Annotated in this window: 23 protein-coding genes and 1 pseudogene; 10 read left to right on the top strand and 14 right to left on the bottom strand. The window is 73.9% G+C overall.

From position 1 onward, the window contains the following. Positions 1-78 precede the first annotated feature (78 nt). Positions 79-699 (bottom strand): peptidoglycan-binding domain-containing protein, encoded by a 621-nt coding sequence (locus tag ACZ4UB_RS26205; RefSeq protein WP_468073671.1) that lies wholly within the window; start codon positions 697-699, stop codon positions 79-81. A gap of 523 nt (positions 700-1,222) precedes the next feature. Here ACZ4UB_RS26205 and ACZ4UB_RS26200 point away from each other — a divergent pair. After that, positions 1,223-2,362 (top strand): annotated as a pseudogene (locus ACZ4UB_RS26200) (sensor histidine kinase); the annotation flags it as partial. Positions 2,363-2,413: 51 nt separating this feature from the next. Here the strand turns inward: ACZ4UB_RS26200 and ACZ4UB_RS26195 are convergent. Beyond that, positions 2,414-3,055, bottom strand: a complete 642-nt coding sequence (locus tag ACZ4UB_RS26195) for a response regulator (protein ID WP_468073807.1) — start codon at positions 3,053-3,055, stop codon at positions 2,414-2,416. A gap of 125 nt (positions 3,056-3,180) precedes the next feature. On the opposite strand from ACZ4UB_RS26195, the gene ACZ4UB_RS26190 reads away from it, so the two are divergent. The 4 genes from ACZ4UB_RS26190 (at position 3,181) to ACZ4UB_RS26175 (ending at position 7,960) form a co-directional block, all read left to right on the top strand. After that, a complete protein-coding gene (locus tag ACZ4UB_RS26190) occupies positions 3,181-3,810 on the top strand; it encodes a response regulator transcription factor (protein WP_468073669.1) in 630 nt (209 codons plus the stop codon). A gap of 360 nt (positions 3,811-4,170) precedes the next feature. Beyond that, a complete protein-coding gene (locus ACZ4UB_RS26185) occupies positions 4,171-6,048 on the top strand; it encodes a sensor histidine kinase (protein WP_468073667.1) in 1,878 nt (625 codons plus the stop codon). Positions 6,049-6,053: 5 nt separating this feature from the next. Beyond that, positions 6,054-7,286, top strand: a complete 1,233-nt coding sequence (locus ACZ4UB_RS26180; RefSeq protein ID WP_468073665.1) for a sensor histidine kinase — start codon at positions 6,054-6,056, stop codon at positions 7,284-7,286. After that, positions 7,283-7,960, top strand: a complete 678-nt coding sequence (locus tag ACZ4UB_RS26175; RefSeq protein ID WP_468073663.1) for a response regulator — start codon at positions 7,283-7,285, stop codon at positions 7,958-7,960. The genes ACZ4UB_RS26180 and ACZ4UB_RS26175 overlap by 4 nt, the downstream gene beginning before the upstream one ends. Before the next feature lie 349 nt (positions 7,961-8,309). Here the strand turns inward: ACZ4UB_RS26175 and ACZ4UB_RS26170 are convergent, their stop codons facing one another. Together ACZ4UB_RS26170 and ACZ4UB_RS26165 are read right to left on the bottom strand one after the other, a co-directional pair. Further along, positions 8,310-9,677 (bottom strand): HAMP domain-containing sensor histidine kinase, encoded by a 1,368-nt coding sequence (locus ACZ4UB_RS26170; protein ID WP_468073661.1) that lies wholly within the window; start codon positions 9,675-9,677, stop codon positions 8,310-8,312. Further along, the gene (locus ACZ4UB_RS26165) at positions 9,674-10,408 is read right to left on the bottom strand and encodes a response regulator transcription factor (protein WP_468073659.1); all 735 of its coding nucleotides are present in this window, start codon (positions 10,406-10,408) and stop codon (positions 9,674-9,676) included. The genes ACZ4UB_RS26170 and ACZ4UB_RS26165 overlap by 4 nt, the downstream gene beginning before the upstream one ends. A 156-nt stretch (positions 10,409-10,564) precedes the next feature. Between ACZ4UB_RS26165 and ACZ4UB_RS26160 the strand changes: the two genes are divergently transcribed. Beyond that, on the top strand, positions 10,565-11,134 hold the full coding sequence (locus ACZ4UB_RS26160; RefSeq protein WP_468073657.1) for a hypothetical protein: 570 nt from the start codon (positions 10,565-10,567) through the stop codon (positions 11,132-11,134). On the opposite strand, the gene ACZ4UB_RS26155 is transcribed toward ACZ4UB_RS26160, so the two are convergent. From ACZ4UB_RS26155 to ACZ4UB_RS26135, 5 genes are all read right to left on the bottom strand, one after another. Next, on the bottom strand, positions 11,115-11,783 hold the full coding sequence (locus ACZ4UB_RS26155) for a DciA family protein (protein WP_468073655.1): 669 nt from the start codon (positions 11,781-11,783) through the stop codon (positions 11,115-11,117). The genes ACZ4UB_RS26160 and ACZ4UB_RS26155 overlap by 20 nt on opposite strands. After that, the gene (locus tag ACZ4UB_RS26150) at positions 11,780-13,120 is read right to left on the bottom strand and encodes a helix-turn-helix domain-containing protein (RefSeq protein WP_468073653.1); all 1,341 of its coding nucleotides are present in this window, start codon (positions 13,118-13,120) and stop codon (positions 11,780-11,782) included. Before ACZ4UB_RS26150 ends, ACZ4UB_RS26155 begins: the two co-directional genes overlap by 4 nt. A gap of 390 nt (positions 13,121-13,510) precedes the next feature. Further along, a complete protein-coding gene (locus tag ACZ4UB_RS26145) occupies positions 13,511-13,984 on the bottom strand; it encodes a hypothetical protein (RefSeq protein WP_468073651.1) in 474 nt (157 codons plus the stop codon). Positions 13,985-14,366: 382 nt separating this feature from the next. Then, positions 14,367-15,176 (bottom strand): hypothetical protein, encoded by an 810-nt coding sequence (locus ACZ4UB_RS26140; RefSeq protein ID WP_468073649.1) that lies wholly within the window; start codon positions 15,174-15,176, stop codon positions 14,367-14,369. Continuing rightward, the gene (locus tag ACZ4UB_RS26135; RefSeq protein WP_385781466.1) at positions 15,169-16,038 is read right to left on the bottom strand and encodes a ParA family protein; all 870 of its coding nucleotides are present in this window, start codon (positions 16,036-16,038) and stop codon (positions 15,169-15,171) included. The genes ACZ4UB_RS26140 and ACZ4UB_RS26135 overlap by 8 nt, the downstream gene beginning before the upstream one ends. Before the next feature lie 728 nt (positions 16,039-16,766). On the opposite strand from ACZ4UB_RS26135, the gene ACZ4UB_RS26130 reads away from it, so the two are divergent. Next, a complete protein-coding gene (locus ACZ4UB_RS26130) occupies positions 16,767-17,279 on the top strand; it encodes a GntR family transcriptional regulator (RefSeq protein ID WP_468073646.1) in 513 nt (170 codons plus the stop codon). A 21-nt stretch (positions 17,280-17,300) separates the two neighbouring features. Here ACZ4UB_RS26130 and ACZ4UB_RS26125 read toward each other — a convergent pair whose 3' ends face one another. From ACZ4UB_RS26125 to ACZ4UB_RS26115, 3 genes are all read right to left on the bottom strand, one after another. Beyond that, positions 17,301-18,002, bottom strand: coding sequence for a hypothetical protein (locus ACZ4UB_RS26125; protein ID WP_468073644.1), 702 nt, complete (start codon positions 18,000-18,002; stop codon positions 17,301-17,303). 80 nt (positions 18,003-18,082) lie between these two features. Then, positions 18,083-19,642 (bottom strand): sensor histidine kinase, encoded by a 1,560-nt coding sequence (locus ACZ4UB_RS26120; RefSeq protein WP_468073642.1) that lies wholly within the window; start codon positions 19,640-19,642, stop codon positions 18,083-18,085. Then, positions 19,635-19,775 carry a hypothetical protein gene (locus tag ACZ4UB_RS26115; RefSeq protein WP_468073640.1) on the bottom strand — a complete coding sequence of 47 codons (141 nt, stop codon included), beginning with the start codon at positions 19,773-19,775 and terminating at the stop codon, positions 19,635-19,637. Before ACZ4UB_RS26115 ends, ACZ4UB_RS26120 begins: the two co-directional genes overlap by 8 nt. A 151-nt stretch (positions 19,776-19,926) precedes the next feature. On the opposite strand from ACZ4UB_RS26115, the gene ACZ4UB_RS26110 reads away from it, so the two are divergent. Together ACZ4UB_RS26110 and ACZ4UB_RS26105 are read left to right on the top strand one after the other, a co-directional pair. Then, positions 19,927-20,742: a polysaccharide deacetylase family protein gene (locus ACZ4UB_RS26110; RefSeq protein WP_468073638.1), complete on the top strand. Its 816-nt coding sequence runs from the start codon at positions 19,927-19,929 to the stop codon at positions 20,740-20,742. Positions 20,743-20,773: 31 nt separating this feature from the next. Then, entirely contained in the window at positions 20,774-22,081 is a 1,308-nt protein-coding gene (locus ACZ4UB_RS26105) for a glycosyltransferase family 4 protein (protein ID WP_468073636.1), read from the top strand. Here ACZ4UB_RS26105 and ACZ4UB_RS26100 read toward each other — a convergent pair. Together ACZ4UB_RS26100 and ACZ4UB_RS26095 are read right to left on the bottom strand one after the other, a co-directional pair. Next, positions 22,042-22,536 carry a DUF3887 domain-containing protein gene (locus ACZ4UB_RS26100; RefSeq protein WP_468073634.1) on the bottom strand — a complete coding sequence of 165 codons (495 nt, stop codon included), beginning with the start codon at positions 22,534-22,536 and terminating at the stop codon, positions 22,042-22,044. The genes ACZ4UB_RS26105 and ACZ4UB_RS26100 overlap by 40 nt on opposite strands. Positions 22,537-22,620: 84 nt before the next feature. Next, positions 22,621-23,508 (bottom strand): class I SAM-dependent methyltransferase, encoded by an 888-nt coding sequence (locus ACZ4UB_RS26095; protein ID WP_468073632.1) that lies wholly within the window; start codon positions 23,506-23,508, stop codon positions 22,621-22,623. An 85-nt stretch (positions 23,509-23,593) separates the two neighbouring features. Between ACZ4UB_RS26095 and ACZ4UB_RS26090 the strand changes: the two genes are divergently transcribed. After that, the gene (locus tag ACZ4UB_RS26090; protein ID WP_468073630.1) at positions 23,594-24,208 is read left to right on the top strand and encodes a TetR/AcrR family transcriptional regulator; all 615 of its coding nucleotides are present in this window, start codon (positions 23,594-23,596) and stop codon (positions 24,206-24,208) included. Positions 24,209-24,240 lie beyond the last annotated feature (32 nt).

Here is a 24,240-nt window from a genome sequence, read left to right as displayed (position 1 = left end):
AACGCGGACTCGAACGGATCTCGCAGGTAGAGATCGATACAGCGACAAATCGGTTCCATCGAAGCGGCATGAGGTTCGTCAGGGCGCGACCCGCTCCAAAGCGGTGCGGGTGGCCGGGCCGTAGCGGCCAGGGGGATCGGCGGCGACGGCCGCCGCGACGGTGGACCACCGCTGGAACGCGCGCACCGCCGCCGCGGTGTCCTCGTCGTAGGACCCGAACCGGTGGCCGTGGTACATGCCGATCGAGTAGAGCATGCGCTGCATCCGCGTCACCGGCTCCCCCGCGTCGCCCGGGCCGAGGGTGTCCGCTCCCGAGCCCGGACCCGCGGACGCCTCCCCGGAGGGCGGCGGCGTTCCCGGTCCGGGCGAGCGCGCCGGCGCGGCGGACCGGTCCGGGTGCGCGGCGGGATCGGGCTGCGGGGACGACGGGGCCGCGGACCCGGCGCTCTCCGCGCTCCCGGCGGCGGCGCGCGGGGCGCCGGTGCCCGGGCGGGCCGGGTCGGTGAGCACGCGGAAGCCGTCGCTGCCGACGGCGATCGCGAGGAGGACGAGGGCCACGACGACCGCGGCCGCGAGGGCGAGCGCCCGCCGCGGGAGCCGCGACCCGGGGGGCCGCCGGCGGCTGCGCAGTCGGACGGTGTCGAGCACCAGCGTCGTCTCCCCGGCCCGTTGGTCCCGGGCCGCGCCCCCTTTGTCCATGCGTCCAGTCTCACCGGCCCACCCTTATCGGTGATCGAATAGAACCTTAAAACTCCTTAAATCGACGGCAGGAAAAGCACATGTGACGGAATGTCAATATCGGACCACCCGCAACAGCCATTTGCCCGGCGAATCAGCGGTATCGTACGGACCGAAGACACGCTTCAGCCCGTGCGGGCCCGGCGGGTGAATTCCCGTCACTCCACTGCCGCCGGGAAGACGAGAGGGCCACCCACCGTGGAACACCAGCGCCGTTCTCATTCCGCCAGTCCTTACCCGTCCAGCTGGCCGGGCGACACCCCCGTGTACGACCGGACCGTCGCTGACCTGGGCGATCCCACGATGGATTCGATCACCCCCGGGGAGCTGCTGCTCACCTGGGAAGAACACCTCGGCTATCTCCCGATGCAGCCGTAGGCCCTGCGCGCGAAACTCGAAAGACCGCCCCTCAAGGACTTTCGTCCCGCCCTGAAGAGGCCAATGGCCCCTTTGTGAACAGGTCCGGTCTGCTCTAATTCTGACAATGCTCAAGAGCCCGGCCGAAATACGGTCCCTGCCGCACGCGTGCCGGTGCGTAGCGCCCGCGGTGGCCCTCTGGAGCGCATGGAACTGGCTGGGCCACATGCCCGGCGGGCTCGTGCTCTCCGACCGGCCTGCCGTCGTGGTCGTGCTGTGCGTCCTGCTCGTCGTCGCGATGGTCCGCCACGCGGCCCGCCCGGTCCTCTACGCCGTGCTCGCCATGCTGGGGCACCTGCTGGCCGACACCCCGCTGGTCCTCGCCGTGGCCCTGTACGCGGCCGGCGTCCGGGTCCGCGATCGACGCGTACTGGCCGCCCTCGCCGCGACGGGCTCCCTGGTGGCGGTCGCGGTCGCCGTCGCGGTCTACGGGCATCCTCCTTCCGGCTCCTCGGGCCCGCTCGACCCCGGCTCCTTCGACGCGCGGCAGGCCGTCGTGGCCCTCGCCCTCTCGCTGGGCCCGCTGTGGGCGGGACGCGCGTGGGGTCGGCGCGAGCGGGCCGCCGCGGCGGACCGCGAGCGCACCGCGGAGCTGGAGCGGGCCCAGGCCCGGCTGGTGGAGCGGGCGGAGGCGCGGGAGCGGTCCCGGGTCGCCCGCGACCTGCACGACATCGTCGCCCACCGGGTCAGCGACATCGTGCTGGCCGCGAACGCGCTCGACGCCACCTCCCGCTCCGTCCTGCCCCCCGTGGCCGTGCGGACCGTCGACCGGATCCGGGAGAGCGGGCAGCGGGCCCTGGAGGAGCTGCGCGAGGCGCTGCACCTCGTCACGGCCGCCAACCTGGCCTGTCCGGCCGAGCGGATCCCCGAGCTGATCGCCCATGCCCGGCGGGGCGGCCTCGACGTGACGCTGCATCAGGAGGGGCACGCCGAAGTGCTGCCCACCCCGCTCCAGCTGGCGGCGTACCGCGTGATCCAGGAGTCGCTGACGAACGCGACGAAGCACGCGGTGGGCGCGGCGGTGACGGTCCGGGTCGGCTGTGACGTCGAGGGGATCCGGGTCGAGGTGCGCGACAGCGGCGGCGTGCGGCTGCCCGCCCGTACCCTGCCCGGCGGTGGCAACGGGCTGGCCGGGCTCGCCGAGCGGCTGCGGTTGCTGGGCGGCACCTTCACGGCGGGGCCGGCCGGCGACGGCTTCGCGGTGAGCGCGTCCGTACCGCACCGCCCGGCGGCGCGGACGCCGGCCGGGGCGGCGGGCTCACATCTCCTGCGGCCCGAGCCGGTTGACGAAGCGGGCGAGCTGCACCCGGCCGGTCAGGCCGAGCTTGCCGAAGAGCTGGGCCACGTGGTTCTTGACCGTCGCCTCGGTGACGCCGAGCCGTTCGCCGATGGCCGCGTTGGTCAGCCCGAGCGCGAGCAGGCGCAGCACGGAACGCTCGCGGTCGGTGAGGGTGGCGAGGAGGTCGAGGTCCTCGGCCGAGGCGGAGGTGTCCGCGCGCAGGGAGTCGAGCAGGCTCCGGGTGACCACCGGGTGCAGCACCGAGTGCCCGGCGCGGGCCGCGCGGACGGCTTCCAACAGGTCGTCGACCGCGAGGTCCTTCAGCAGGAAGCCGGAGACCCCGAGGTCGAGTGCCTCGCGCACCCGGGACTCGTCGTGGAAGGCCGTCATGACGAGCACCCGCGGCGGCCGGGGCGCCTCCAGCAGCCTCCGGGCGACCACGAGTCCGTCCTCGTCGGGCAGGACCAGGTCGACGAGGGCGACGTCCGGCCGGGTCCGTGCCGCTTCGACCACGGCCTGTGCCGCATCGCGGGCGACTCCCACCACCTCCATGTCCCCGGCGGAGCCGATGATCTGCTCCAGACCCGCCGCGGTGATGACGTTGTCCTCGATGACCAGCACTTTGATCAGCAACAGCGGGCTCCCGACGGTCACGGCGTACGGCAAACGTAACCTCCGGCCCGCTCGTCCCGGCTCCCCTCCCCGCACCCCTCCCCCGCCCCTCCCCCCGTTCGGAGCAGCACGCGATGATCACGGTCCTACCGGTCAGCGGCGATCACGAACTGCGCGCGGCGCTGCGCGACGAGCTGCGCCGGGCCGCCGACGTCAACCCGATCGGGGAGGCCTGGGACGAGGCGAGCGCGCGCGAGCGGATCCGGGTGCTGCTGCCGGACGTCGTCGTGGTGTACGCCGACGCGCGCGTCGACGGGTTCGCCCTCACCCGGGAGTTGCGGCGGGGGCCGGGCGGGCCGGAGGTGGTGCTCGTCGGCCCGCCGGGCCCGCGCATCGTGGCGGACGCGGTGGCGGCCGGCGCGTCGGGGGTGCTGGCCGTGGACGCGCTGCGCAAGGACCTCGGGCGGGCGGTGCGGTACGTGGCGGCGGGCCAGGCGTTCTTCTCCGCGGAGGTGACCTCGTACGTCCTCTCCCTCGTCGCCCACCGGCCGCGGGCGGCGCGGCGGCCGTCGACGGCCGTGTCGGAGGCCTTGACCGACCGTCAGCGCGAGGTGCTGGAGCTGCTCTCCACCGGTCTGTCCAACGCGGCGATCGCCGACCGGCTGCACCTGCGGGTGGCCACGGTGAAGACGCACGTCAGCGAGATCCTCACCCGCCTCGGCGCGCACAACCGGGTCGAGGCGGCCCGCATGCTCTTCCCGTGACCCGTGACCCGTGACCCATGGCGCGTGACCCATGGCCCGTGACCCGTGACCCGTGACGCGTCGGCCATCAGGCTCGGCCGCCCGTGAGGCCCGGCCACCACCCACGCCCCTTACGCCCGCCACGCCCGCCCCGACCCGCGACCTTCGGCCGAGGCTCCTAGGCCTTTAGTCGGCCGATGGTCCATCCAGCGGTGCATACGCTGATACGGAGTTCACTCCCACCGCACCGGAGTGTCCACCATCGGAGCGGGGTTGACGCCGTTCGGCGCCGGACGTCGGTCCGATCGGCTGCCACCGTGGGACGCGCCCCCGCACCACACCACGGCCGGACCAAGCCCGCGCCGGAAGACGTTGGGACCCATGAGCACCTACGCACTGCACCACAGGCGGCTGGGCACCCAGGTCGGACTCGTCCTGCTGCTGCCGCTCTGCCTGGCGCTCGGGCTCGCGGTGACCGTCGTGCGGGACGCGGCGGAGCACCACCACGACACGGTCGTCACCGAACGCCGCGCGTTCGTCGCGCTGGCGGCCACGGCCGTCACCCGCGGCCTGGAGAACGAGCGGGGCGCGCTCGCCCTGGCCGGGGGCAAGGTCACCGACCAGGTCGAGCAGCGCCGACTGGAGACCGACCGGGCCGTCGGGAAGTTCCGCGAGGACGCCGGCCCCGGCGCCACCGACGCCGCCCTCGCGCCCCGCCTGGACCGCGCGCGCACCGCGCTGGACGGGCTGGACCGGGCCCGCGCGGCCGACCTCACCCGCTCCGGGGACCTCCCGACCGCGGTGTCCGCCTACCACGACGCCATCGAGGCGCTCGGCGCCCTCTCCTTCGCCCCCGGCACCGGCCCCGCCCCCCGCGCCACCGACACGGCCCGGGCCGTGCGCGCGCTGGCCGCGGGCACCGCCGCGCTGTCCGCGCAGCGCGCCCTGATCGACGTAGCACCCGACAGCACGGCCCTGTCCGACAAGGACACCGCCTTCCTCGCCCAGCAGGACGGGCAGCGGCGCTACGCGGCGCGGGAGTTCCGGGCCGCCGCCGACGCGCTCGGCGCGCCCGGGCAGGACGCCACCGCGATCGACGACGGCTGTCTGGCCGCGCCGCTCGCCCGCGCGGCCACGGGCAAACGGCCCGCCCGGGCCGAGTGGGGCGGCTGCGCCACCCGGGTCCTGGACCGGATGCACGAGGTCTCCTCGTCCCTGCAGGAGCAGTCGCTGCACGCGGCCTCCAGCGCCCGGGCGCGCGCCTGGGAGGCGCTGCTCGCCCACGTGGCGCTGGTGGCCTGCGCCGTACTGGTCTCCGCGGGCGTGGCGGTGTTCGTCGCGCGGCGCCTGGTGCGCCGCCTCCAGCGGCTGCGCCGGGCGGCGCTCAAGGCCCAGCACGAACTGCCCGCCCTCGTCGCCCGGGTGTCGCGCGCCCCCGACCCCGGGGGCCTGGCCCTCGACGTGACCCCGGTGGACCTCGGCGCCACCGACGAGGTCGGGGACGTGACCCGGGCCTTCGACGCCGTGGTGCGGGAGGCCGTCACGCAGACCTGTCGCCAGGTGGTGCTGCGCGCCGTGGTCCACGAGCGGCTCGCCGCCATGTCGTTGCGCTCGCACGTACTGGTCCACGAACAGCTGGACCTGCTCGGCCGGCTCCAGATGACCGAGGCGGACCCGGACGCGCTGGACTCCTTCTTCCGCCTCGACCACCTCGCCAACCGGATGCGGCGGCACGGGGAGAACATGCTGCTGCTGACCGGCGCCGCGCCGGCCCGCGCCCACCCGCGCGCCGAGCCGCTGATCGACGTACTGCGCGCGGCGGCCTCGGAGGTCGACGAGTACACCCGGGCCGGCGTGCGCCAGCCGGTGCCCGCCGTCACCGTCCCGGCCGAAGCCGTCAGCGCGCTGACGCACCTGCTGGCCGAGGTCATCGACAACGCCGTCCGCTTCTCCCCGCCGGAGCGACCGGTCGAGGTGTCCGCCGAGCTGCTGCCCGAGCGGCAGCTCGTCGTCCGGGTCCACGACGAGGGGTCCGGCATCCCCCGCGAGCGGCTCGACGCCCTCAACGTGCTGCTCCAGGGCGCCCCGTCCGCCGACTGGATGGAGTCGGAGCAGATCGGGCTGCACGTCATCGGCAGGCTCGCCGCCCACCTCGGCGCCCGCGTCTGCCTCGACTCGTCGTGGCGGGGCACCACCGTAGTCGTCCACCTGCCGGCCGGGCCGCCGGCGACCGCACCGGCAGAACGTCCCCTGGAGTGACCCGCATGCCCACTCACGTCTACCGCCTCGCCCAGCGGAAACTGCGCGCGCTCGGCCGCTGCGAGACGCCCCTCTCCCCGCGCCAGCGGGTCCTCCAGGACGCCGTCCTGGCGGTCTTGGTGGGGGCGGCGAGCTGCCTGGCCCTGGCCACCGTCCACGGGACCGGCCTGCTCCTCGGGTACGCCGCCAGCGCGGCTTGTGCGCTGGTGGCGGCCGGGAGCCTGATGTGGCGGCGCACCCGTCCCGAGCTGTGCGTGGCCGTCGCCCTCGCCTCGACCCTGGCGTCGGACGAGGGCACCGCGCTGATCGCCGCCGTCTACGCGACGGCGGCGTACGGGCGGCGCCGCCCCTGCGCCGTCGTCGGCGCGGCCGTCCTCGGCTACCTGGGCACGCGTCCGCTGATCGGGGACTTCGTGGACGACCCGCGCTGGCAGGTGTACGTCGCCGTCGTCAACTTCGTGGTGCCGGCGATGCTGGGCCTCCTCGTGCGCCGCCAGCGGGAGTTGCGGGAGCGGCTGCGGGAGCGGTTGTCGAGCGCGGAGTCCGCGATCGACAGCGCGGCCCGCTTCGCCATCCTGGAGAAGCGCACCCAGCTCGCCTTCGAGATCCACGACACGGTCGGCCACCACGCGACCTACTTGGTGATGCGGGCGGGGGCCGCGCAGCGCCGCAAGGGGCTCACGCCCGAGGTGGCGGCGGAGTTCGGGGCGATCCAGGACGGCGCCATCACCGTGATGCAGGAGTTGCGCGGGGTGATCAACGTCCTGCGCGAGCCGGACGATCCGGACGAGCCGCTGCGCGGCCACCTGAGCTGCAACGAGTTCCTGGAGGGCCTGACCCGCAACATGCGGGCCATCGGCATGGACGCCTCGCACGCGGTCGAGGGCCGCCCGCGCGACCTCGGTCAGCGGTGCGAGTCCCTGCTCTACCGGGTCAGCCGGGAAGCCCTGACCAACGCGGCGAAGTACGCGCCGGGGGCGCCGGTCCGGGTCCGGCTGGTGTACGGGCCCGGCACCGTCTCCCTCCAGGTCGTCAACGGGCGGACCTGCGAACACCCGGGTCCGGGCGCCGGGTACGGCTCGGCCGGGCTGGGGCTGCGCGGGCTGACCGACGCGCTCGTCGCGGTCGGCGGCGCCTTCGACGCGGGGCCGGTGGCCGGTGGCGGCTACCGGGTCCAGGCGGTGGTCCCGCTGCCGGCCACCCTCACCCAGACCGAGAACGAAGGACGCGCCCTGTGAGCATCCGCGTGGTAATCGTGGACGACCAGACGATCATCCGGTCCGGTCTGCGGATGATGATCGAATCGGGCGACGGCTTCGAGGTGGTCGGCGAAGCGGTCGACGGCGCCGAGGCCCTCGTCCAGGTACGGACGCACCGGCCCGACATCGTCCTGATGGACCTGCGGATGCCGCACGTCGACGGCATCGCCGCGACGCGCAAGCTGATGGAACTGCCCGATCCGCCGCGGGTGTTGGTGCTGAGCACCTACAGCGGTGACGGCCAGGTGCTGGAGGCGCTGGAGGCCGGGGCGAGCGGGTTCCTGCTCAAGGACCTGCGCTGCGAGGAGCTGTTCTCCGCGCTGGAGGTGGTGGCCACCGGCGGCCGGGTCTTCGCCCCCGATGTGCTGCGGAGCCTGGTGCGTCAGGCGATGCGGCGGGTTCCGGTGCGGGTGGACGGGGTCGACGCGAAGGTGGCCTCGCTCAGCGACAGCGAGCGGAAGGTGCTGCGGCTCATCGGCATGGGGATGACGAACGAACAGATCGCCCGGGAGCTGCACCTGGCGGGGACGAGCGTGAAGACGTACGTCTCGCGCACCCTGGCCAAACTGGGCCTGGAAAACCGCACCCAGGCCGCGGTGGTCGCCTACGGCATGGGCCTGGCAACCACACCCCCGGCCCCCGGGGCCCGCTAGGCGCCCCCGTGGGGTCCCCCCGGGGGCGCCTCAAACGCCGGCGAGGCTGAACTGTCCAGCCCCGGCCGCGTCAGCATCCCTCCGGGGGCGCCTCAAACGCCGGCGAGGCTGGATTGTCCGGCCCCGCCGGCGATTGAGGCGCCCCGGCAGCCGCACCCGACACACCACGGGAGCAAACCCAGCCCCGCCGGCGATTGAGGCGCCCCGGCAGCCGCACCCGACACACCACGGGGGCAAAACCAGCCCCGCCGGCGTTTGAGGCGGCCCCGGCAGCCGCAGCCGACACGCGACGGGGGCAAAACCAGCCCCGCCGGCGATTGAGGCGCCCCCGGAGGGTGGGGCGGGGGCGTCAGCCGTGGCGGCGGCCCGCGCGGCGGGAGCGGGGGCGGGGGCGTCGACCCGTCGGGCGGGGGGCGTGGCCGAGGCGGACGCGGATCTCGGCTCCGCCGAGCACGGAGCGGCCGATGCTCACCTCGCCCCCGGTGGCCTCGGCAAGCTTGCGCACGATGTCGAGCCCCAGCCCCGTGGACCCGGCCCGGCCCCCCTCGTTGCCCCGGCGCAACGCCGCCTCCGGATCGGCGATGCCGGGCCCGGCATCCGAGACCAGCACGATCAGCGCGTCACCGCCGCGGTGCAGGTCGACGGAGAACCCGGTGCCCTCGGGCGTGTGCCGGAAGACATTGCCGAGCATCACGTCGAGCGCGGCGGCCAGGTCCGCCCGAGCCACCGGTACGTTCGCCGGCTCCTCGGTGCCCGCGACACGGACCGGCCGCCCCTCGTCCTCGGCCAGCGCCCCCCAGAAGTCGAGCCGTTCGCGGACCACGGCCGCCGCGTCGCAGCCGAGCCCGGGCACCGGCCCGGTGCCCGCGCAGGGGCGGTGCTCGCGGGCGCTGCGGATGATCGTGTCGACCTCCCCCTCCAGCTTCGCGACCGCGGCGCGCGTCTGCTCGGCGGGCGGCCCGTCGCCCAGCGAGGCCGCGTTCAACCGCAGGGCGGTGAGCGGGGTCCGCAGCCGGTGCGAGAGGTCGGCGGCGAGCTCCCGCTCCGCTTCGAGCAGGCTGATCACCTGCTCGGCCATCTTGTTGAACGCCTGCGCGGCGGTGCGCAGTTCGGCCGGCCCCGCCTCCGGCACACGGGCGTCGAGCCGCCCCTCGCCCAGCGCGTGCGCGGCCTCGGCCAGCCGTTCGGCGGGCCGCACCATGCGGACGCCGAGCCGGTCGGCGACGACGGCCGAACCGGCGACGAGCGCGACGGCGACCCCGGCCAGCACCAACCAGGCGGTGCGCACCCCTTCGCTGACGTCGTCGGCGGGCACGAACACCTCCACCACGGCCATCCCGGAGGAGCCGAGGAGGGTGGGCTGGAGGACGACCCATCCGCCGGAGACCGCGATCCGCACCATCCGGCGGCGCCGCTCGGCATCCTCGACGTCCGCCTGCCGGACCCGGGTGCCGCCGAGCGCGGCGACCGGTACGTCCGGCACGTGCACGGACATCCGTCCCTCGGCCCCGGCCCGCGTACTGGCCAACGCGTGCGCGAGCGGCTCGCGTTCGGTGGTGAGGGACAGCACCGGACCGATCGCGGCGCCCTCCCGCTCGGCCGCGGTGAAGGCCCGGTCACGGGCCGCGTCGCGGACGGCGACGGCGAGCGGAACCGCGAAGGCGGCGACGACCATCAGGGTGACCGCGAGGCACACCCGTACGAGAGCCCATTTCATGCGCTGTGGGCGCCCGCTCCGAAGCACGCCGACGTGCCGGGCGCCTCCAGCTTGAAGCCGACCCCGCGGACGGTGTGGAGGTAGCGCGGCTGCGCCGCGGTCTCGCCGAGCTTGCGGCGGAGCCAGGACAGGTGGACGTCGATGGTCTGGTCGTCGCCGTAGGTCTGCTGCCAGACCTCCGACAGCAGGACCCGCCGGGGCACCACGGCGCCGGGGCGCTCCGCGAGGAAGGCGAGCAGGTCGAACTCGCGCCGGGTCAGCTCCAGCATCCGCTCGCCGAGGGCCGCCCTGCGGCGGACCGGGTCGATCCGCAGCTCGCCCACGGAGATGAGGGCCGGCTCCTCGGCGCGGCCGTCGTCGTACGAGGCGCGGCCGGAGCGGCGCAGGACGGCGGAGAGCCGCGCGGAGAGCTGTTCCACCGAGAACGGTTTCGTCAGGTAGTCGTCGGCGCCGCGGTTGAGCAGGCGCACGATTTCTGATTCGTCGTCACGGGCGGTCGCGATGATGACGGGGACGTCGGTTATCCCACGCATCATTTTCAGGACTTCGGACCCGTCGAGATCCGGCAGTCCGAGATCGAGGATGACGACGTCGATGTCCTGGGCGGTCACTTCGCGCAATGCTTCGATCGCCGTTCCGGCACTTCGCACCACGTGACCGGTTTCGGTCAGATGACGAATGAGGGCCGAGCGCACGAACAGGTCGTCTTCGACTACGAGCACACATGCCATGGCTCGAAGTGTACGACACGACTTCCCGGTAGCGAACGCCGGCAAAGCAATGCGGACTTCGGCCCGGGCGGCGCGATCCGCACGCCTCACAACCCGATCCGGACGAGCGTATTGCTTTCTTTGCACCGTGCGCAGCGCGCTGGATACGCTGCCGGAATGGAGAGAGGATTGCTGCGCAGATCCGTGTGGTTGTTGGCCATGGGCGCGGCCGTCGCGGTTTCCTGGTGGGGCATCCGGAGCGTCATGCACGGGGCCGTCGACGATCCGCCGCAGGCCCTGCTGATCACGGGCGGAGCCGCTTCCTCCGCGGCGCCGCCGAAACCCTCGTCCGCCACCGCCCCGTCCTCGCCCACCCCGTCCGCTCCTGTTCCGTCCGGCTCGGGCGCGCGCTCCCCGGACGACCGCTCCGGCGACCCCGGCACCCGGCCGGGCACGAACACCCCGACGCCCGGCCCGTCGCGGAGCGCGGGCAACACCCCTTCGCCGTCGCGGTCGACGCCGCGGGGGGACACCCAGTCCCGCGTCACCGAGGGGGGCACCGTCACCTTCTCGGTCAGGAAGGACTCCGCGAGCCTGGTCACGGCCGCGCCCGCGCCCGGCTGGTCCGTGCAGCGCTGGGTGCAGGACACGTGGATCCGGGTGACCTTCACCCGCGGCTCCACCTCGGTCTCCGTGTTCTGCGTCTGGCACGACCAGGCGCCCACGATCACGACCGATCCCGCCTGACCGCGTCGCCCGTTCCGCCCGTCCGGCCCGCCGGACCGCCCGCCGGGTCGACGCCGCGCGCCCGTAGACCGGCTCGGCGGCCCACCCGGTGCGCGGCCAACGCCCGGCGGTAGCCCGCCGAAGGTTCCGCGTCCGTGGGCGGTCGGGTCGACGGGGCCGCGGGATCCCGCTGGGTCGGGAGGGCCGGCGGGTCGGGCAGCTCCGGCGACTCCGGCGGAGCCGCCTCCAGGACGCGTATCTCCCGTACCCGGTCACCTCCCGGCAGCGCGGCGAAGCGGCGCAGCAACTCGTCCCCGAGGAGCCGCAGGTGCAGGGCGTACGCCGGGGCGTCGGGCAGCAGGTCCAGCCTGCCCTCGGCCTCCGAGAAGCCCACGGCCCGTACGTGGCCGGCCAGTTCGGCCGCGACCCCGGGCCAGCGGGCGAGGACGCCGTCGGGGCCCCGGCCGGGGCCCCAGGCCCGCTCGGTCACCACCCCGCGCACCACCGCCCCCAGCGGCTCGGGGTCCCGTGCGCCGCCGCCCGCGGACGGCGCGCGCCGGGCGGTGGTCCGCGCACCCGGCTCGGCGGCGCTGCGGGCGGCCGCGCGGGCGGCCTCCAGGGCGACCCGGGCCAGGTCGGCCCCGGAGCCGGGGCCCACCGCAGGGGTCACGACGCGGCCCGGGGGTCGGCCAGGGTCAGCAGGGCGGTGGCCCGCGCGAGCCCGAGCACGCGCCGCACCAGCTCCTCGCCGTAGACCTCCGCGGCCCGCTCGCTGCCCCAGGCCCGGACGGCGGAGCGCACCAGCGTGCTGTCCCCGAGCATGAACTCGGCCCGGGCGGTCTCGCGCAGCAGGGCCGTGTGGGCGGGGGCGAGCGGCCGGCCGTCGAGCGGCGCCCGCTGCGCGGCGGGGGCGGGGCGCAGGTCGGTGCGCTGCGGGGGCACGAGGGCGGTCGTGACCAGCTCGCGTACGGCCCGGGACCGCGGTGCGTTCGTGGCGGGCAGCCAGCCGCGGTGGCGGCGCTGCCCGGCGGCCCGGGAGTCCCGCCAGTCCTCGACGGCCATGGCCCGCTTCCGCGGGGTGTCGAGGAGGGTTTCGGCGCCCTGGAGCAGGGTGGCCAGCAACCCGGAGGGGCGTCGGACCAGATCGGCCTCGCCGCGGGCGTGCAGCCAGGCCAGCACCTCGTCGGCGGTCCAGCCGGCGTCGGCGACGTGCCGCACGATCCAGGCGATCCGGGGGGTGGAGCTGCGGCCGAGCCAGCCGACCCGGCGGATCAGTTCGGCCGCGAGCCGGAAGCGGCGCCCGACGTCGTTGAGCCGTCCGGTCTTGCTGGTGCTGGTGCTGGTGGTGCTGGTGGGATTCCCGTGACCGAGCTTCGCCTCAGGGGGCGGACGAGTATCACCGGTGGGGGAAAGAGCAGGAGTAGCGACCCCCATTGGGGTGCAACGGGCAGGTGTCCTGCGGCGGCCCGGACGGGAGCGCCGGCGCCGGGCGCTGCGGACCGCCTTGCGGCCCAGCGCGGCCATCTCGGCCCGCCCCGCTTCGGCCATCCCGACCGGCCGGCGCCGGACTCCGGTGCCGATGACACGGACGCCGAGGCGGTCGTCGAAGGCTGCGGGGACGATCCTGGCGAACTCGCTCGCCCGGCGGCCCTGGGCCCGTACCCGCGTCCCGCGCTGGACGTAGGCGAGCAGACCGGCCTGCCGGAGCATCTGGAGGTGGTACTGGACGGTGCGCTCGCTCAGCCCGAGCCGGCGCGCGAGGTGGTCGACCCCGGGGCGGCAGGGGGAGAAGCGGACGAGTTCGTTCGCGATCCGCACGGTGGTGTCGCCGAAGGCGGGTCCGTGGGCGCGGCGGGGGCGGTAGCGACCGCCGTCGGCGACCCAGTGCACGGCCTGCATCCAGCCGTAGCCGTCCGGGGCGATCCGGCCCGTCGTGGTCGACACCCACTGCCCGGCTTCCGGGGTCCACAACAGGTCATCGGTGCGGGGGCTTCCCGGGGCGCTCACCGGTTCGCTCCCCCGGCCCTCGATGGCCGAATGGTGGCAAGCCGGACACGGCCTGATTGAAAAATGGCATGGCGGTAGTGCAAAATGGCGAAGCCTTCTCGTACGACGAGAGCATGGCAAAGCCGACTCTCGTACTTCTCCTCGGGTGTTCGGCAGGAACGGTTCGAATGCCGGGACGACCGGGCGCAAGCCGGTCGCCGGATTCCTTCGGAAGGCCTGCGAAGCCTTCCGGAGACTGGAACACCGGGCGGGTGACTGCGAAACACCCCGACCCCGGTGTCTTCCCAACGGCTGAGCCGTCGTGGTCCTACGTCATTTCGGCCTCCCCGTTAACAGGGGGGACCGGAATGACGTACGGCCGCGCCGCGTACGGGGCGACGCCGCGCTTCCTCACCGCGCGGACCCGGAGTTTGCGCCGCGGCGGCGCCGCGAGGCCAGCGAGGCCATCGCGTCGGGCAACTGGGACGCCCACAGGCCCACCGGGATGCGGAAGGCGGAGCGCCCGCCGAGGTACTTGAGGTCGAACGAAGCCCGCTGGTCGGGCGAGGTCACCAGGTGGACGGAGTCCTCCAGGACCCACAGGGCCGTTTCCGAGGTGGTGGCGGGGTCGCTCGCGGCCCTCCGGGCGGCGTCGACCGCCGACTGCTGCCACAGCTCCAGCTCCTGCCGGGCGCTGCGCGGGCGGCGCGTACCGGGCCAGACGATCTGGCAGACGAAGGCGTACACGCGCAGCGCGACGACGTCCTCCTCGAAATGGGGCTCACTGAGCACCCCCTGGTCCCGCGCCTTCCAGGCCCACGATTCACTGAGCCCGGCCGCGGCGGCAACAGCACTGGTACTGAGCTTCCCACTGGGCAGCGACATACAGCGCCCTCTCCGTCACATGTCCGCGATCACATGTCCGCGATTCACCACTAACGGGAGCATAACGCAAAACGGAATGGGATCTCGCGTCACTAGAAACGGCGACGGCGCTCAATTGGCGGGAGCCCGCGCAGGGCCCGGAAAGCGGCCACGGAATCACCGGCGAGACGCTTTTCCATTGTTTTTCGGCACTGCTGTCACAAGGAATTGTGAGGTGAGGGTGACATCGATGGAGCGATCGTCGCAGAGATCGTTCGTCACAGCGTTGCAGGCATCGTTGCAGCCAAAGGTCGGGGGCTGGTGCGGCGGCCCGAGTGACCGGGCGACCGGGCCACCCGGCGGCCGGATGACCCCGGGCCGCCGCGCGGCGGTCGGCCGGTGGTCAGCCCTTCTTGACCGGCCGCCGCAACGGCCCCTCCGTCTCCAGGGCGTCCAGGAAGGTCTCGATTCCGGCGGAGACCACCTGGGTGCCGCGGCGGCCGAAATCCGCCTCTTGGAGCTGCATCTTCATTCCGGAGGCCAGCGCGTACGCCCGCCGGCCGACCCGGTAGGTGGACGGCTGGGTCCGCTCCTGGTCCCAGAGCTGAGCGGTGCCGAATTCCTCGGCCATGGCGATGAGCGCGCCGACGTCGCCCGGCATGTGCCGCAGGGCCGCGTCCACGTAGTGACCGATGGCCAGGTGCGGGTTCCCGGTGGTGCGCCGGTCCTGGTTGACCCTCGTCTTGAGGCGGGCGAGCACGTCGGGCGCGATGCGGAAGCCGTGCGCGCGCCACTGCGAGGAGCGGAGCTTGGCGTCGGCGTAGCTCAGGTGGACGGCCCCATGCGCCCACGGCCCGGTGGGCCGGTCGACGGGCGCGCCGAGCTCGGCGCCCCCGGGTGGCGGGGGCCCGAGGGGCACGGCGGCGGGTGAGGCCGGTACGCCTCCCGCCGCGGGCACGTCGGCCGCGGGCAGGTCGGCCCGCGGTACGTCGGCCCGCGGTACGTCGGCCACCTCGGCCGGGTGGGACGCGGCGGCAGCGGGCGCCGGGGCCGGGCCGGGGGCCTGCCCGCCCGAGCCGAGGAAGGAGCGCCCGGCCACCGCGTCCGCACCGGCGAGCAGGTCCTTGACCAGGGAACTCCCCTGGATCCTGAAGTAGGACGGTGGCATCCGCTTGCCCCGGGCCGCCCGGCCCGGAGTGGACTCCTCAGACACGGGGCACCTCGCCCTCGATGCGTTCGGGCGTCTCCCACTGCTCCGGGGGCTGGCCCATCCTGCGGAGGATCTGCACCATCAGCTCGCCGTACATCTTGCCCGGGGTGTAGCTGGCGTAGCGGACGACGGCGGGGACCCCGAAGGCGAACGAGTCGCTGATCCGGTTGTCGACGCGGATGTCCGTCCGGAAGGGGGCCAGATCGGTGTCGAGCATGCCGTTGCGGATGTTGACCTCCTGCATCTTCCACTTGGACGGCGGATTCGACCGGTTGATGATCGCCCCGAGGTACTGGGGGTCGCACTCGCCCCCGGTGCGGTCCTTCACGTAGCGCACCGTGCCGCGGGTGGCCGCCGCGCCCTTGAGCGCCGGGTATTCGGGCACGCACACGGTGAGCACGTAGTCGGCCGCCGCCAGTGCGGTGGCCGACATCGATGTCACCGCGGGCGGGGTGTCGATCACCACGAAGTCGAATTCGGAGGCGACCTCCAGGAGCATCCGCCGCAGCACGGGGGTCGCTTGGTACCCCTTCTTGTGGATCAGGTCCTGGGCCGCCGTCATCGTGGATTCCTCGCAGGCCAGCAGGTGCAGCGAGCCCGCCCCCTCGAAGTCGGCGAGCAGCTCGCTGCGGTCGAACCAGATGGCGGGCAGGTCCATGCGCATGCCCTGGAGCCGCCCCTGCATGACCCAGCCGAGCGAGCGGGCGAGCTGCTCCTCGCTGGAGAGGTTCAGCCCGAGCGCGGTGCCCGCCTGGGCCTGCGGATCGAGGTCGACGACGAGGACCCGTTGCCCGGCCAGGGCCAGGCCCGCGCCCAGGTTGACGGTGGAGCTCGTCTTGCCGACGCCACCCTTCTGCGTCGCCACGGAGATGATCTTCACAAGCACCTTCGGTGGTCGGCGGCGCGCCGCCCGGTTCGTCTGTCACGAGACCGGGACGGCGCCACGCTTCCTGTCCGCTCTCTCGGATCGTGCGCGTTCTGCGCCTCGCCCACCGCGCGTGCATTCACGATCTTCGATTGACACCGGAATAACAGGAGGACCATAACAGCAGCCACTGTGGTCCTTCGGCGGCAGGGGAGCTTTCTCACTAATCGACCGCAGGAGCCTGCTAAAGACTGTCCATAAAGACGATATTGATCCCGACGGGCCAGTAAGAGGCGTACGGCCCTTGCGGATCAGGATCCGACCCTTTGGTCCCGCGAGGCGCGGGACCAAAGGACCTTCCGGGGCGGGGTCTTTAGTCCCTGAACATCGCGATCCCGCGCCATCCCCGCCCGACTTTCCGCCTTCCACGTGCCGCAGGTCCGGACGATCGGCCGGCCGATCGTCCCCCTGACCAAAGGACTGTCGACTAAGGGCCGGACCGGTCAACCAAAGGATAGAAACGCCCATATCGGCAGAAAGCCCACGAGTGCCCGAAAGGGGAGGGCGCGGCACTGAATGGAACCGCCGCATTCGGCACCGGGATTCTGCGCCGGGATTCGACACCGAGGTCGCACATCCAGGACCTACGGCCCTTCCCCCCTCTCGAATCCGGCACCACCCTGTAAGGAATTCGAGCAGATCGCCCGATTTCTGGGAGGACGAATAGTGTGCGACGAGCCCACCGGTCCGCGGAACTGCGCCACCGGGGCCGGACGATGAACGGCCCCGCCGCCGCCCCCGCCCGGCGCCGGCCGGGGGCGGGCCCCCGCTACCAGCGCGTCGCGGACGCCCTCCAGCAGTCGCGCGGCCCCGCGCCGAGCGTCGGGGAGATCGCGCGGCTCTACGGGGTCTCCGTCACCACCGCGCAGTTCGCCCGCCGGGCCCTGCACACCCGGCAGGGCGTCGGGCGCCGCCGGGTCGTGAGCACGCACGCCCTGGTCCTGGTCCACGGCGAAGGCCCGCTGTGGCACCGGGTCGCCACGGACCTCCGGCGCGGGATCCGCTCCGGCCGGCTCAGCCACCGCCTCCCCCCGCGCGTGCGGCTCGCCGCCGACTACGGGGTGAGCGTGTACACCGTGAACCGGGCGGTCGCCGAACTCGTCTCGCAGGGCCTGCTGCACATCCTGCGCGGCTCCACCTGGGTGGTGGCACCCCACCGCCGCCCCCCGTTCACCCCCTGACCCGGGCCGGGGCCCGCACCCTCAGGCGGGGCCGACGGTGATGTGCCGCGCCGGGTCGGTGGTGTCGCGGACGGTGTACTCGGCCGAGATGGCGGCCGAGGTGATGGACGTCGGGCAGAAGTACGAGCCCTCCAGCTTCACCGGGATCGCCGCCCGGCCCAGGACGACCGCGGGCTCCGCCGCGCCGGCCCGCCAGCGGCCCTCCGCGCTCGCGGGGCCGCCGGGCGCCGCGGTCGCCGAGCAGGAGAGCAGCCCGCTGGTCCGCAGGACGAAGCCGCCCGTGGGGATCGACAGCCGGGCGGTGGCCGGGGCGCCGTGCTGGAGCAGCACCTGCCAGGGGCCGTGGTCCTCGTTGGTCTCGACCGTGACGCGCAGGCCCGGTGCGTCGGTGGTGCAGTCCTGGAAGACCGGCGGGGTGATGCGCAGGGCCACCGGGCCGGTCGGGTTGGTGCGCGCGGCCCCGGCCGGGACCGTGTTGTGGACGGCGTCCTCGCCCGGGAGCGAGGAGGAGCGCGCGCAGGTCACGGTGATCGGCCCGGCCTCGAAGACCACGGGCTGCGCGGCGATCGCCTCGAAGCGGTGGCCGGCGGGCGAGAGCGAGGTGCCGACGGCGCTCGGGGCGGCCTGGGCGCTCGCCGGGACGACGGCGACCGCGGTGGCCAGGGCCAGGCAGAGGGCGGCGGGAACGACGGGGGCTAACCGGAAGTTCTTGATCTTTTCCATGAGTTGAGCATAAGAATTCTCGATGATCTTGATCAGGGCCGAACGTCCTGCCACGGCAGGGTAGTTGGACCGTAGATCCCTCAACCGGCCGTGGGCACGCGCAGGGTGAAGGTGGTGCCGGGGCCGGGCTCGCCGGGGTGTGCGGTGAGGGTTCCGCGGTGTCGCTGGGCGATGTCACGGGCGATGGCGAGGCCGAGTCCGCTGCCGCCCGCCTCGCGGTCGCGCGCCTCGTCCAGGCGCGTGAAGCGTGCGAAGACGCGCTCGCACTCGTCGGGGGTGAGGGAGGCGCCGTCGTTGTGGACGTCGACCGTGGTGGTCCGACCGTCGTCGGTGACGTTCAGGATCACGGTGGTGCGCGCGTGCCGTACGGCGTTGTCGAGGAGGTTGCGCAGCAACCGGTGCAGTTGGAGGCCGTCGCCGCGGACCGGCGCCTGGTCCGGTGCGCTCGCCAGGGTGACGGGATGGCCCATGTGCTGGTACTCGGTGGCGAGTTCCCCGATGAGTCCGGCGACGTCGACCAGGGAGTGGGGGGCGGGCCGGTCGGGGCGGGCCAGCAGGAGCAGGTCCTCGGTGAGGCCGTGGATGCGGCGGGTGGTGTCGAGGGCGCCCCGGAGCGCCTCGTTCGGGTCGATGCTGTCGGGGTGGTCGAGGGCGGTCTCCAGTTGGTAGCGCAGGGCCGCGAGGGGGGATCGCAACTCGTGGGCGGCGTCGGCGGTGAAGCGGCGTTGGCGGTCGACGGCGTCCTCCAGCCGGTCGAGGGTGGTGTTGGTCGTCTCGGCGAGCGCGCGGATGGGGTCGCGGCCTTCGGGGACCGGCACCCGGCGCTCCAGGCTGGAGTCGGTGATCTCGGCGACCTCGCGGCGGATCGCCTCGACCGGGCGCAGCGAGCGGCGGCCGGTGGCCCAGGCGGTCGCGGCGACCACGAGCGCGGCGGCGGGGACCCCGGCCGCGAGCGGGAGGGTCAGCGCGTCGGCGACGTACTCGGCCACGTAGGGGGGCACGAGGACGTAGAGGGTGGACCGGCACGATCCGTCGGGCTCGGTGGGGTGCTCACACTTTCCTCGGGGAGTGATCAGGGGTGTGGCGATGACCCTGACGGTGCGGTGTGCGAGGTAGTGGGCCTCTTCGTGGGCCAGCAGGGCCGTTCTGTCGGGGAACCCGTCGGAACTCGACGGCAGGCTGCCGTCGGGGAGGTGGAAGCGGGCGCGCTCGCGCTCGTCGACGCCTCCGAGGTGGACGGTGCTGTCCGACGGCCCGCCGACGGCCCAGCCGGCGGGCGGTCCCGGGGGTGGCGGCGGGAGCAGCTTCGGCAGGTCCACGAGGTCCAGGGCTCCGCCCGACCCGGTGACGACCCGGCCCGTGCGGTCGATCTGGAGGAAGGGCCCCTCGGGCGGGCTCCCGTGGACGTCCTTCCATCCGGCGACCGCCCGCTCGGCGAGGCGCAGGGACTGTTCGGACGCGCGCTGGGTGGACTCCTGGTAGACGGTGTCGTAGACGTGGCGCTGGAACCACCACGCGGCGGTACCGGCGAGGACGAGGGCGGCGAGCCCCGCCACGAGCGCGGTGCGCAGCTGGGCGGGCAACCGTCGCAGGAACGCCGGTGTCCGGCGACCGCCCGCAGGAGGGGTGCGGTCAGCCACGGTGGGCGTCCCGGCGGGTCGGGCCCATCCGCCCGTCGGCGACCGGCTCGACGCGGTGGCCCTCGGCGGTCGGCCCGTGGTGCGGGGCGGGGCCGAGCTGGGGATCGTCCTCGACGACCAGGGTGCCGTTCATGCGCCCAAGACTTGCATGCTGTTTGTCCTGATTCCTGAAGGTGATCTTTAGCATCTTTGGGTTTCCTTTGGGGCATCTCGCGCATTCTGCTGACCGGCCGGCCGACAGCCGCCCCTCCCCTCCCGTCAGCAGATCCGGAGAGCGTCCTCCCATGCCCCGCACACCTCGTCACCCGGCCCGTCCCTACCGGCCGGCCCGCCGCCGGGCCGCCGCCGCGGGCCTCGGGCTGGTCCTGAGCGCCGCGTTCCTCACCGGCTGCGGCCAGGGGCGCACCACCCCCGCCGAGGCCCGCGCCGAAGCGGACGGCAGAGCCGGCGCCGCCGCCGTCGTTTCCGAGGGCGACGGCGCCGCCGCGGTGGACTGCCGGACCGCGAAGTGCATCGCGCTGACCTTCGACGCCGGCCCCGGCCCGCACACCTCCCGGCTCCTGGACGTCCTCAAGGAGAAGAAGGTGCACGCGACCTTCTTCCTCCTCGGCGAGAACCACGTCGTCCCGCACCCCGACCTGGTGCGGCGCGAAGCCGCCGAAGGCCACGAGATCGGCAACCACACCTGGGACCACGAACGCCTCGACCGGATATCCGACGACAAGATCCGCGAGGAGCTCGGCCGCACCCAGGAAGCGATCAAGAACATCACCGGCAAGGCGCCCACCCTCATGCGGCCGCCGCAGGGCGGCACCAACGACAAGGTCCACGCGGTCGCCGCGTCCCTCGGCCTGTCCGAAGTGCTGTGGAACGCCACCGCCAGCGACTACGCCACCACCGACACCGAACTCATCGGCGACCGGATCCTGAAGCGGGCCACCCGCGACGGCATCATCCTGCTCCACGACATCTACGACGGCACCGTCCCCGCCGTCCCCCGGATCATCGACGAACTCCGCTCCCGCGGATACACCTTCGTCACCGTCCCCCAGCTCCTGGCCCCCGCCACCCCCAAGCCGGGCACGGTCTACCACCCCTGAACCCGACGGCGACCGAAAGGCGGGCCGCCCCGTGCGCATCTGCTTCCTCCTCCACAACGCCTACGGCATCGGCGGCACGATCAGATCGACGTTCAACCTCGCGGCCGCCCTGGCGGAGCGGCACGAGGTCGAGATCGTCTCGGCCCTGCGCCACCGCGAGGTGCCCACCATGGGTGCGCCCCCCGACGTGCGTCTGACCCCGCTGGTCGACCTGCGCGCCGCGGTCCCCGGCAGCGACGGCGACGACCCCCGGCACGCCGAACCCGCGAAGGTCTTCCCCCGCGCCGACGGCCGGCACGAGCAGTACAGCGCCCTGACCGACGCACGCATCGGCCGGTACCTCTCGCGCCTGGAGGCCGACGTGGTCGTGGGAACCAGGCCGGGACTGAACGTGCACATCGCCCGCCAGGCCCGCCCCGGCATCATCCGGGTCGGACAGGAACACCTGACGCTCGCCGGCCACGGCCTGCGCATGCGCCACGAGATACGCCACCGCTACCGGCTGCTGGACGCGCTCACCACCGTGACCGAGGCGGACGCGCGCACCTACCGTCGGCTCGGGCCGCCCGGCCTGCGGGTGGAAGCCGTGCCGAACGGCGTGCCCGCGGCCCGTGCGGTCCCTTCCGACGGCACCGCACAGGTCATCGTGGCGGCGGGCCGGCTCACTCCGGTGAAGCGGTACGACGTACTCCTGCGCGCTTTCGCCGAGGTCGCCACCGCCCACCCCGACTGGCAGCTAAGGATCTTCGGCAGCGGCGACCACACGGGCGACGAGAAGGAGCGCCTCACGGCCCTGATCCGTGCGCTCGGTCTGACGGGAAGCGCCCACCTCATGGGGAACTCCGCTCGGTTGGACGCGCAGTGGGCGCAAGGCTCCATCGCCGTCTCCACCTCCGACCAGGAGTCGTTCGGCATGACCATCGTCGAGGCCATGCGCTGCGGCGTGCCCGTCGTCTCCACCAACTGCCCCGTCGGACCGCGCGAGATCATCGAGGACCGCGTCGACGGACGCCTCGTCCCGCCCGGCGACCCGGGAGCCGTCGCGGCCGCCCTGCTCGAACTGGTGGGCGACGACCGGCTTCGCCGGCGGATGGGCGAGGCCGCCCGACAGAACTCGGCCCGCTTCGATCCCTCGGGCATCGCCGAGCGGCATCTCGGCCTGTACGAAGAGCTGTTGCGCCGCGGCCCCGGCCGGCGCTCGCTCGGGCGCGCCCGGGAGGCCGCACACCGATCGCGCACCACCGTGATCGACACCGCCCACACCGCCCGCGCCCTCGTGAAGGCAGGCAGACCTCCGTTTCAAGGGCTCGGGACCGGGACTCCCGCTCGGAGGAAGTAGAGGCCCGTGACCTGCCCGTCCGTGGCGAAGGTGATGCGGAACTCGCCGGGCTGCTTCGCCATGTTCAGCGGGACGCGGACGACGGTCTGGTCGCCGGAGGTGACCTGGGTGGGGTCCCCGTGTGACTGGTAGGAGCCGAATGCCCGCTGGTAGTCCTGCCAGGACTTCGCGAGGAGTTCCGGGGGCGCCTGTCGGCGGAGCGTGTCGTCGAAGCGTGCCGTGACGGCGGTGAAGTCGCCCTGCACCACCTCGTCGAGCGTGTCGAGGGCGGGTTGCTTGTCGTCCTGAGGCGGGGCCGGCGCCCGGACCGGGGCCGACGGGGCGGTGTGGGCCCGGGTCGCGTCCAGCGCGTCCAGCGCGGAAGCGCTGGTCAGCAGCGGGGCCTGGGCGGCCAGTGCGGCCGCGGGGACGAAGAGGACGAGGCGCCGCCAGGTTGTCCTGCGCGTGGTGTCCATGATGTCCATGCTAGGTCGCCACCGGGTCGGGGGCTCGGCGGCCGGGGCCGCGGGACACGTGGGACCGCCGGGGACTCCCGGGCGTCAGCGGGTCGCCGTGATGAGCCAGGAGCTGCTGCGCAGACGGACCGCGCCCTCGTGGTGGTGGGGGCGGAGGGCCTCGATCAGGGTGTGGCGGGCCGACTCCTGGGTTGCGGGGCCGACGTGGTCGAAGTGGTGGCGCACGGGGCCGGAGGAGAGCAGGAAATCGGCCGTGGCTCCGGCGTCCTCGCCCCAGTCTCCGGCCACCTCCACGCGCTGCGCGCGGGGGCTTCCGTAGCCGGCCTCGGAGAGGAGGGCGAGGGTCCGGTCGGGGTCGGCGAGGGCGAAGACGCCGGGGACTCCGGGCGCGCCGAGGTCCACGAGCGGGAGGATGCCGCGCAGGGAGGCCAGGACCTGGAGCCATTCGTTGGCCGCCGGTTCGGCGGCGCAGACGAAGGCGAGGCGACCGCCGGGGCGCAGGGCCCGGGCGATGTTGGCGAAGGCCGCGACGGGGTCGGCGAAGAACGTCATGCCGTAGCGGCTGATGGCCGCGTCGAAGGATCCCGGCGTGAACGGGTGCACCTGGGCGTCGGCCTGTACGAACGAGGCGTTGCGCACTCCTTCGCGGTCGGTGCTCGCGCGGGCCCGTTCCAGCATGGGGGCGGAGAGGTCCAGGCCGAGGGCGTGGCCGCGGTGGGCGCGCTGGGCGGCGAGGCGGGTGGTGCGGCCGGCGCCGCAGCCGATGTCGAGTACGCGGTCGAGGTCATCGATGGCCGCGGCGGCCAGCAGCGGCTCGTTGAAGCCGTCGTTGATGGCGTCCCAGCGGTCCTGGCCGCGGGCCCATTGGGCGCCTTCGTAGCCGTTCCATGCCTGCGCCTGTGCGGTGTTGGGGGTGGGTGCGGCGGTGGGTGTGGGCGTGGGCGTGGGTGTGGTGCCGGGCGGCTGGGCCATGGGGGCTCCTGTTTAGTATGGGCAGACGCCCAAACAGTATGGGCGAACGCCCATACTTGCAATGGGCTTGAGGAAAGGGGCAGTTGTGTCACCTCGTGGAGTGGCGATTCCCGATCTGCGTGAGCGGCTGTTCGCGGCGGCGGAACGGGTGGTGGCCCGCGACGGGGCGGCGGGCCTGACCAGCCGTGCGGTCACGGCGGAGGCGGACTGCGGGAAGGGGGTCCTGCACACGCACTTCGCCGGCCTGGACGAGTTCGTCGCCGAGCTGGTGCTGGACAGGTTCGCGCGCAGCGCCCGCCGGGCCGAGGGGCTGGGCGCCCTGGTGGGGCGGGGCACCGTCGCGGGCAACCTCCAGGAGGTGGCCGACGCGCTGCTGGACTCCCTTCCCCCGGCGGTCGCGCGACTCGCGATGACCCGGGCCGTGGCCGCGATGCACACCCGGGAGGGGATCCGGTCCGGAGCTCCCGCCTTCGACGCGATCCAGGGCTCGGTCACCGCGTACCTCGAAGCGGAACAGCTCGCGGGGCGGGTCGCGGCGGGCGCCGACGTGGGCACGATCGCGCTCGCGCTCGTCGGTACCGTGCACCACCTGCTGATGACGCGGGTTCCCGCCGAGGACGAGGGCGGTGGCTCGGCGGTGGACACCGCGCGGCTGGTCGCCGTCCTGCTCGGCGCGGGGCAGCCGGGGGCGGGTGCCTGACGTGCCGTCCGCCGGCCTCGCCGGCCCCGGCG

This window comes from Streptomyces sp. NPDC028419, assembly GCF_055565515.1.
Note: the sequence above shows the minus strand (reverse complement) of the source record. Positions and strands in the feature narration are given on the sequence as shown.